This window comes from Longimicrobium terrae (genome assembly GCF_014202995.1).
Lineage (GTDB): Bacteria > Gemmatimonadota > Gemmatimonadetes > Longimicrobiales > Longimicrobiaceae > Longimicrobium > Longimicrobium terrae.
The window spans coordinates 154,725-161,836 of record NZ_JACHIA010000014.1 but is presented as its reverse complement, the minus strand read 5'-3'; the positions used below and the strand labels follow the sequence as shown (position 1 = coordinate 161,836).

Here is a 7,112-nt window from a genome sequence, read left to right as displayed (position 1 = left end):
AGGTGGTCCATGACTCGCTCCTTCTGGCCGGAAGGGTTGCAAGCTCAGGGGCAAACTGCCTGCCGCTTTTGTCCACAAAGTGCTAAAGTCTAGATAAATCCGCCGCTCAAAAAGCGGGAAGCCCCGACACGACGCCCACAGGCGCCGTTCGGGGCTTCAACTGCATCGGGGCCTACGACAAGGTCACGGCCACAGTCCGCGCAGGCGGACATCGTGTCTTTCGAGGCGCGGTTTCAACCGCCGGACCGGGGTTGCCGCCGCGAGCCGAACCCGATCCCGCACCGATCCTGGGGTGTGCTCCCTCTCCCACATCTGTTCGTGGGAGAGGGTCGTCGTGCGCAGCACGCGGGGTGAGGGCGTCGCGTCCTACCCGACCTGCTTGCCGCCACGGAATACGCGCAGGCCCAGGCTGCCGCCGTGCAGCAGCAGACGCGCGTCCTGGGCGCCAAAGGTGCGCATCAGGTCCTGCATCATGGGCTCTTCGCCGGTCCACGGGTAGCCGTAGACCACGTCGAAGTCGTCCAGCGCGCGCCCGAGTTCCGGGTACGCCGAGTCGCCGGTGCCGATGGTGCCGATGCGCGCGTCGCCGCCGCCGCGGGGGCGCCAGCGATAGCTGTTGGGCAGAAAGCTTCCCGCCACGAACGTGGCCTTGGAACCGTGGCGCGCCGCCAGCCCGCGCGCCGTCTCCACGAGGCTGGCATCCAGCTCGATTCCGTACGCCTCGAACCCCAGCATGTCTGCCATGATGGTGATGACGCCCGTGGCCGAGCCCCACTCCAGGAACCGCTGTCCGGGCGCGCGTAGCGGCAGCAGCGCCCGCAGCACCTGCTCGTAATCCGCCGCTACGAACGGGTGAAAGTCCTGGGTGCGCACCTCCAGATCGAAGCGCTCCCAGATCTGCCATCCCTCGTCGATGAGCGCTGCCAGCCGGGTGCGCGTTTCGTCATCGAGCCCGGGCAGGTTCTCCAGCGTCCCGAGCCCGTCGTCTGCCTTTGCTGCGTGTGGAATCTTTCCCATCCGTGTTCGTCCCGTGCGCGAGAGCCAGCTTTTGGTGCTGCCCAGACCGTAATCGCGATTTCAAGTGCACATCGCGGTCCCGGCGGCAAACGTCGTCGCCAAGAAGAGCAAACACCCACTGCAGAACGCGGAGGACGCGGGGGTGGCGGAGGTACGCGGGGGAACAGATGGGGGATTCAAAAGGCATCCGCCACTTTCCTTTCATCCCTCCGTTTTTCCACTTCCTCCATTTCCCCCGCGACCTCCGCGCCCCCCGCGACCTCCGCGTGAGATGCCGTTTTCGCGAGTCCGGCGCTCAGAATCCGCCGGGGATGAGCACGAAAGGCGGCGAGCCCTCCGCGTTCCCCCGCTCCCTCCGCGTCCTCCGCGTTCCCGCCGTTGGTGTTGCCGTTGCGCACCTCACGGCACCGGTTGTCTGACCCGCGCGCGCCGCCTATACTCGCCGTCCGAGCAGAATCCCCGAGCCGAACAGGATCCACCGTGCCCGAACGCCGTCTTCCCCGCATCGCGATCACGTTGGGCGACCCGCGCGGCATTGGCCCGGAGGTGACCGCGGGCGCGCTGTCCGACCCGGAACTCGCATCCGCGGCGGATTACGTGCTCGTCGGCCCCCGCTCGCTGCTCCGCCCCGGCACGCAGGACGTCAGCGTAGGCGAGTGGAGCGCGGAGCAGGACGAGGCATCTGCGGGGCGGATCGCGGGCGAGGCCATCCGCCGCGCGGTGGAGATGGCGATGGTGGGAGAGGTGGATGCGCTCGTCACGGCACCCATCGAAAAGTACGCCTTTCGCGCCGGTGGATGGCACTATCCCGGTCACACGGAAATGCTCGGCGAGCTGTCCGGCGCGCCCGAGGTGGTGATGATGATGGCGGCGGAACGCACCGCGCTGGGCGGCCCGCTCCGCGTCGTGCTGGCCACCACGCACCTGGCGTTGCGCGACGTCCCCGCCGCGCTCTCCACGGATCTGCTCGTCCACCAGGCGACGATCACGGCGGAAGCGCTCACCCGGCAGTGGGGGATCGAGCGACCGCGCGTGGCCCTGTGCGCCGTCAATCCGCACGCATCGGACGGCGGGCTGTTCGGCGATGAGGAAGCGCGCATCGTCCAGCCCGCGCTGCAGCGGCTGCGCGAGGCGGGCGTCGACGCGTTCGGCCCCATTCCGGCGGACACGGTGTTCACGCGCGCCGTGCGCGGCGAGTTCGACGCCGTGATCGCGCCGTATCACGATGTCGGCATGGCGGCGTTCAAGACGGCCGCGTTCGGCGCGGGAGTGAACGTTACGCTGGGGCTTCCCTTCCCCCGCACCTCGCCGGACCACGGCACCGCGCTGGACATCGCCGGCACCGGCCGCGCCGATCCATCGTCCATGAAGGAGGCCGTGCGCCTCGCGATCCGTTTGAGCCGCACGCTTTGACAGCGGGCGGCCCGGGGACTAAATTGTTCCACTCTCCGGGCTTGCACCATTCGCTCTCCTCTCCCGCGGAAGTTTCTCGCGTGATCAGGCTAACATCCGTATACAAGGAGTACCCGCGCTCCGGCACGGCACTCCGCGACGTCACCCTGAACGTGGGCAAGGGTGAACTCGTGTTCCTGACGGGCCATTCCGGCGCCGGCAAGAGCACCGTCATGCGCCTCCTTCAGATGGCCGAGCTTCCTTCGGGCGGCGAGGTCCGCGTCTCCGGCTTTTCCTCCAAGCTCATCCGCCGCCGCGAAATTCCGCAGCTGCGCCGCAAGATCGGCGTGGTGTTTCAGGACTTTCGCCTGCTGCGCGACCGCACCGCGGAGGAAAACGTCGCCTTTGCGCTGGAAGTCACCGGCACCAAGCGCCCGCTGATCGGCCCGCGCGTCAACAAGCTGCTCACGCAGGTGGGGCTGGCGCACAAGGCGCGCGCGTACCCGGACGAGCTGTCCGGCGGCGAGCGCCAGCGCGTGGCCGTCGCGCGCGCTCTGGCCAACGAGCCGCTCGTCCTCCTCGCCGACGAACCGACCGGCAACCTGGACGAGTGGGCGGCCAAGGGCGTGTTCGAACTGTTCCGGGAAATCAACGCCATGGGGATGACCATCCTCATGGCCACCCACGACCTGGACCTGGTGCGCGCGCATCCGGAATACCGCGTGGTGGAGCTGTCGCAGGGCTCCGTGGTCTACGATTCGGCCGCCGCGGCGGTCGAGGCCGGGAGCGCCTGATGCCGTACGCCCTTCGCGAAGCGTTTTCCGCCATCCGGCGCACGCCGCTGCTCACGCTCCTTTCCGTCTTCGCCATCGCCTTTGCCCTGTTCGTCATCGGCCTGTTCGGGCTGACGGCGTTCAACATCCGCCGCGCCATCGAGCAGGTGGAGGAAAAGGTGGAGGTCATCGCCTATCTGAGCGACGCCACGACGGACGCGCAGCTCAAGCAGGCGCAGCGCGAACTGGCGGCCATCCCCGAGGTGCAGACGGTTCAGTACGTCACCAAGACCGAGGCGCTGGCCACGGCCATGGCGGAAATGGAGGAGTTCCGCGACGTCTACAACGATCTGGAGCAGAACCCCCTTCCCGCCTCGCTGGACGTGCGGATGAAGCCCGGCAACCGCGGCCCGGCGCAGGTGGAGCGCGTGGCCAAGCGGGTGCAGGCGTATCCGTTCATCGAAGACGTGCGCTTCGGGCGCGACTGGCTGGCGGCCATCTTCACCATCCGGCGCATCGCGGCCGGCGTGGCGATGGTGATCGGCGGAGCGTTCGCCATCGTCGCCGCCATCGTGATCGCCACGGCGGTGCGCATCACCGTCTTCGCGCGGCGCGAGGAGATCAGCATCATGCGCCTCGTCGGGGCGACGGACGGCTTTGTCCAGAGCCCGTTTCTGCTGGAGGGGATCGCGTCGGGGCTGATGGGTGGCCTTCTGGCGGCGGGGCTCACGTACGGCACCTACCGCCTGCTGAGCGACACCACCTTTCGCGTGGCGTGGATTCCGGGCGAGTGGATCGTGATGACCATCCTCGGCGGCACCCTCTTCGGCCTGCTCTCCAGCCTGTTCGCCGTCCGCCGCCACCTGTCCCAAGTCTGATGACGACCCACCGCCACCGCATCCGCCTCGCGCTCGGCGCGATCCTCCTGGCCGGCGCCGCCGCCGGGCCGTGGGTGGCGCGCGCGCAGCAGGACCCTTCGCGCGAGCTGAGCGAGAGCCAGCGCCGGCTGCAGCAGATCCGGCAGGAGCGCCAGCGGCTGCGCGGCGAGCTGGAGGGCATCCGCAGCCGCGTCGGCGACGTATCCGCCGAAATCCGCAACATCCAGCGCCAGCAGCAGGTGTCGTCGCAGCTTCTGAGCGAACTGAACACCCAGCTTTCCGTCACCACCCGGCAGATCGACTCCACCACGGCGGAGATGATCTGGACGGAGGCGGAACTGCAGGACAAGAAGACGCTGCTGAACCAGCGGCTGCGCGACATCTACAAGCGCGGACCGATGAGCTCGGCGCAGGTGCTGCTGAGCGCGCACTCGTTCGGCGAGCTGATCAACCGCTACAAGTACCTGCACCTGGTGGCCCGGCGCGACCGGCAGCTGGTGACGGAGGTGGCGGAGCTCGCCCGCGAGCTTCAGGTGCGCGAGCGCGAGCTGCGGCGCAGCCTGGCGGACGTGCAGTACCTGCAGAACGAGCGCGCGCAGGAAAGCGCCATGCTCAGCGACATGCGGCAGACCCGCGGGCAGACGCTCAGCAGCCTGCAGTCATCCGCGCGCTCGGCCAACGCGCGCCTCACCGCCCTCGCGCGCGATGAGCGCCGGCTGACGGGGCTGATGGCGGACCTGGAGCGCCGCCGCCGCGATGCCGACCGCCGGCGCGAAGCCGAGCGCCGCGCCGCGGCCGCCGCGCCCCGGACGCCCTCCGCCGCGGGCGCCCCCTCCGCGCCGCGCCCCGTGGAGCGCGCGGCCGCGTCCACCATGACGACGGCGGACCTGGGCGCGCTGGACTGGCCGGTGGGCGGGCGCGTGGTCTACAACTACGGGCGTGCCACGCAGGCCAACGGCACCACCATCCGCTACAACGGCATCGGCATCGGCGCCGCGGCGGGGTCGCCGGTGCGCGCCGTGGAGGGCGGCACGGTGGAGATGGCCGCGCCGTTCGAGGGGTACGGGCCGACCGTCGTCGTGAGCCACGGCGGCGGCTACTACTCGCTGTACCTGTACCTCAAGGACATCCAGGTGCGGCAGGGGCAGCAGATCGCCAAGGGCGCCGTGGTGGGCGCCGTGGGTGGCGAAGGCACGCCGGAGGGCGCGCACGTGGAGTTCCAGATCCGCGCGCCCGGCGGCGGCGCGGTGGACCCGCTCACCTGGCTGCGCCGCCGCGGCTGATCGTTCCGCACCATGCCCATCCCTCCCGTCTACGGCCACGCCGAGGCGCGCGCCATGCTCGCCTCGGCCGCGCGGCAGAACAACCTCGCGCAGTCGCTCCTCCTTCACGGCCCCGCCGGGATCGGCAAGGAGCGCGTGGGGATGTGGATCGCCCAGCGCGTCGTCTGCGAGCAGCCGGGCGCCGACGGCCCGTGCGGCGTCTGCAACTCGTGCCGGATGGTGGACCGGCTGGAGCACCCGGACGTCCACTGGTTCTTTCCCCTCCCCCGCCCCGACGCCGCCACGCCCGAGAAGCTGCGCGACAAGCTGGAGGAGGCGCGCGGCGTGGAACTGGTCGCCCGCCGCGGCGATCCGCTGCACGTTCCCCGGTATGAAAAGGCGCCCGCGTACTTCATGGGCACCATTCAGAACCTGCAGCGGCTGGCGGGGCTCAAGCCGTCGGTGGGGCGCCGCAAGGTGTTCGTGGTGGGCGACGCGGACCTGATGGTGCCGCAGGAGTCCAGCCCCGAAGCCGCGAACGCCTTTCTGAAGCTGCTGGAAGAGCCTCCGGCGGATACCACGCTGGTCCTGACCTCGTCCAACGCCGGCGCGCTGCTGCCCACGATCCGCTCGCGCGTGCTGCCCATCCGCATGAACCGGCTTTCGGTGGATGACGTGGCCGCGTACCTGGTGCGCGAGGCGAAGATGCCAGCGGACGAGGCGGCGTCGCTGGCGGGCGGATCGGAGGGCGCGATCGGGCGTGCGCTGCGGATGCTGCCCAGCGGTGGCGGATCGGGGAGCTACCAGAAGCAGCGCGAGGCCGGACGCGCCCTGCTGGCCGCCGCGCTGGCGGACAGCGAAGCGACGCGGTACGCCGCCGCGAACGGCGTGGCACCCGCGGGGGCGCGCGGCGACTTCACCGGCATTTTGGAAGCGCTGGCGCTCTGGCTGCGCGACCTGATGGCGGTGAGCGCGGGCGCGCCGGACTCCGTGGCCTACGCGCTGGCGGGGGAGCACGCCCAGCTGCGGGCGTGGGCGGAGCGCCGCGGCGTGGATGCGCGCGGAGTGGCCGCGGCCATCCTGCACGTGCAGGAGGCGCAGGACCTTGCGAGCGGCAACGTGAACCCGCAGCTGATCCTGGCCGGCCTGCTGCGCAACCTGCGCCGCGAGTTCACCCCGGCCTGACCGGCGGCTTCAGAGCGGCCCCCACCCGGGCCGGCACCACCGGCCCACCCTCCCCCAAAAAAGACTGGGGGAGGGTTGAGGCGGGCGGAGAGTTCGGCGCGAGCGGCGGAGTGAGCGCGGCGGTAAGTATCTGGAGCGAATGAATCCGCCGCTCAAACAGCGGTAAGCCCCGACACGACGCCCACAGGCGCCGTTCGGGGTTTCAACTGCATTGGGCACGCGAACAGAGGCTCGCGTTCCAGTCCGCGCAGGCGGACTTCGTGTTTTTCGAGCGCGGTTTCAACCGCCGGGCGACACCCTCGCCTCTGCCTCTGCGCGGTCCGGCGCGGAAGTCTCCGCCGCGAGCCTCCGCACCAGATTGTCCGGAGTGCACCAGACTGGTGTGTGCTCCCTCTCCCACATCTGTTCGTGGGAGAGGATCGTCGTGCGCAGCACGCGGGGTGAGGGCCCCCCGCCGACGGCCGGAACAACATCGAGAGCACGCACCCGACCGCTCCCGCGATCCGTCAGTTTCGTTGATCTCGTGCCGGGCACCCTTGCGCATGGACGCGCCGCACGCGCGCCGTCCGCGTCGCGTCCGAACGACACGGCGCATGCGGCGACAT

At 70.2% G+C, this 7,112-nt stretch carries 6 protein-coding genes; 5 read left to right on the top strand and 1 reads right to left on the bottom strand.

Features of this window, described 5'->3' with window-relative positions; genetic code table 11:
- Positions 1-366: 366 nt before the first annotated feature.
- Positions 367-1,017 carry a class I SAM-dependent methyltransferase gene (locus HNQ61_RS19725; RefSeq protein WP_170036605.1) on the bottom strand — a complete coding sequence of 217 codons (651 nt, stop codon included), beginning with the start codon at positions 1,015-1,017 and terminating at the stop codon, positions 367-369.
- Between the two features lie 480 nt (positions 1,018-1,497).
- On the opposite strand from HNQ61_RS19725, the gene pdxA reads away from it, so the two are divergent.
- From pdxA to HNQ61_RS19700, 5 genes are all read left to right on the top strand, one after another.
- Positions 1,498-2,430, top strand: coding sequence for a 4-hydroxythreonine-4-phosphate dehydrogenase PdxA (gene pdxA / locus HNQ61_RS19720; protein ID WP_170036603.1), 933 nt, complete (start codon positions 1,498-1,500; stop codon positions 2,428-2,430).
- Positions 2,431-2,510: 80 nt separating this feature from the next.
- A complete protein-coding gene (gene ftsE / locus HNQ61_RS19715) occupies positions 2,511-3,203 on the top strand; it encodes a cell division ATP-binding protein FtsE (protein WP_170036601.1) in 693 nt (230 codons plus the stop codon).
- On the top strand, positions 3,203-4,060 hold the full coding sequence (locus tag HNQ61_RS19710; RefSeq protein ID WP_170036599.1) for a cell division protein FtsX: 858 nt from the start codon (positions 3,203-3,205) through the stop codon (positions 4,058-4,060). Before ftsE ends, HNQ61_RS19710 begins: the two co-directional genes overlap by 1 nt.
- Complete coding sequence (locus HNQ61_RS19705; protein ID WP_170036597.1) at positions 4,060-5,343, top strand: murein hydrolase activator EnvC family protein; 1,284 nt, start codon at positions 4,060-4,062, stop codon at positions 5,341-5,343. The genes HNQ61_RS19710 and HNQ61_RS19705 overlap by 1 nt, the downstream gene beginning before the upstream one ends.
- Positions 5,344-5,355: 12 nt before the next feature.
- The gene (locus tag HNQ61_RS19700) at positions 5,356-6,507 is read left to right on the top strand and encodes a DNA polymerase III subunit (protein ID WP_170036595.1); all 1,152 of its coding nucleotides are present in this window, start codon (positions 5,356-5,358) and stop codon (positions 6,505-6,507) included.
- Positions 6,508-7,112 lie beyond the last annotated feature (605 nt).

Coding starts and splice junctions, on each gene's coding strand:
- HNQ61_RS19725 (WP_170036605.1), bottom strand. CDS start 1,017: ATGGGAAAGATTCCACACGCAGCAAAGGCAGACGACGGGCTCGGGACG.
- HNQ61_RS19705 (WP_170036597.1), top strand. CDS start 4,060: ATGACGACCCACCGCCACCGCATCCGCCTCGCGCTCGGCGCGATCCTC.
- HNQ61_RS19710 (WP_170036599.1), top strand. CDS start 3,203: ATGCCGTACGCCCTTCGCGAAGCGTTTTCCGCCATCCGGCGCACGCCG.
- HNQ61_RS19700 (WP_170036595.1), top strand. CDS start 5,356: ATGCCCATCCCTCCCGTCTACGGCCACGCCGAGGCGCGCGCCATGCTC.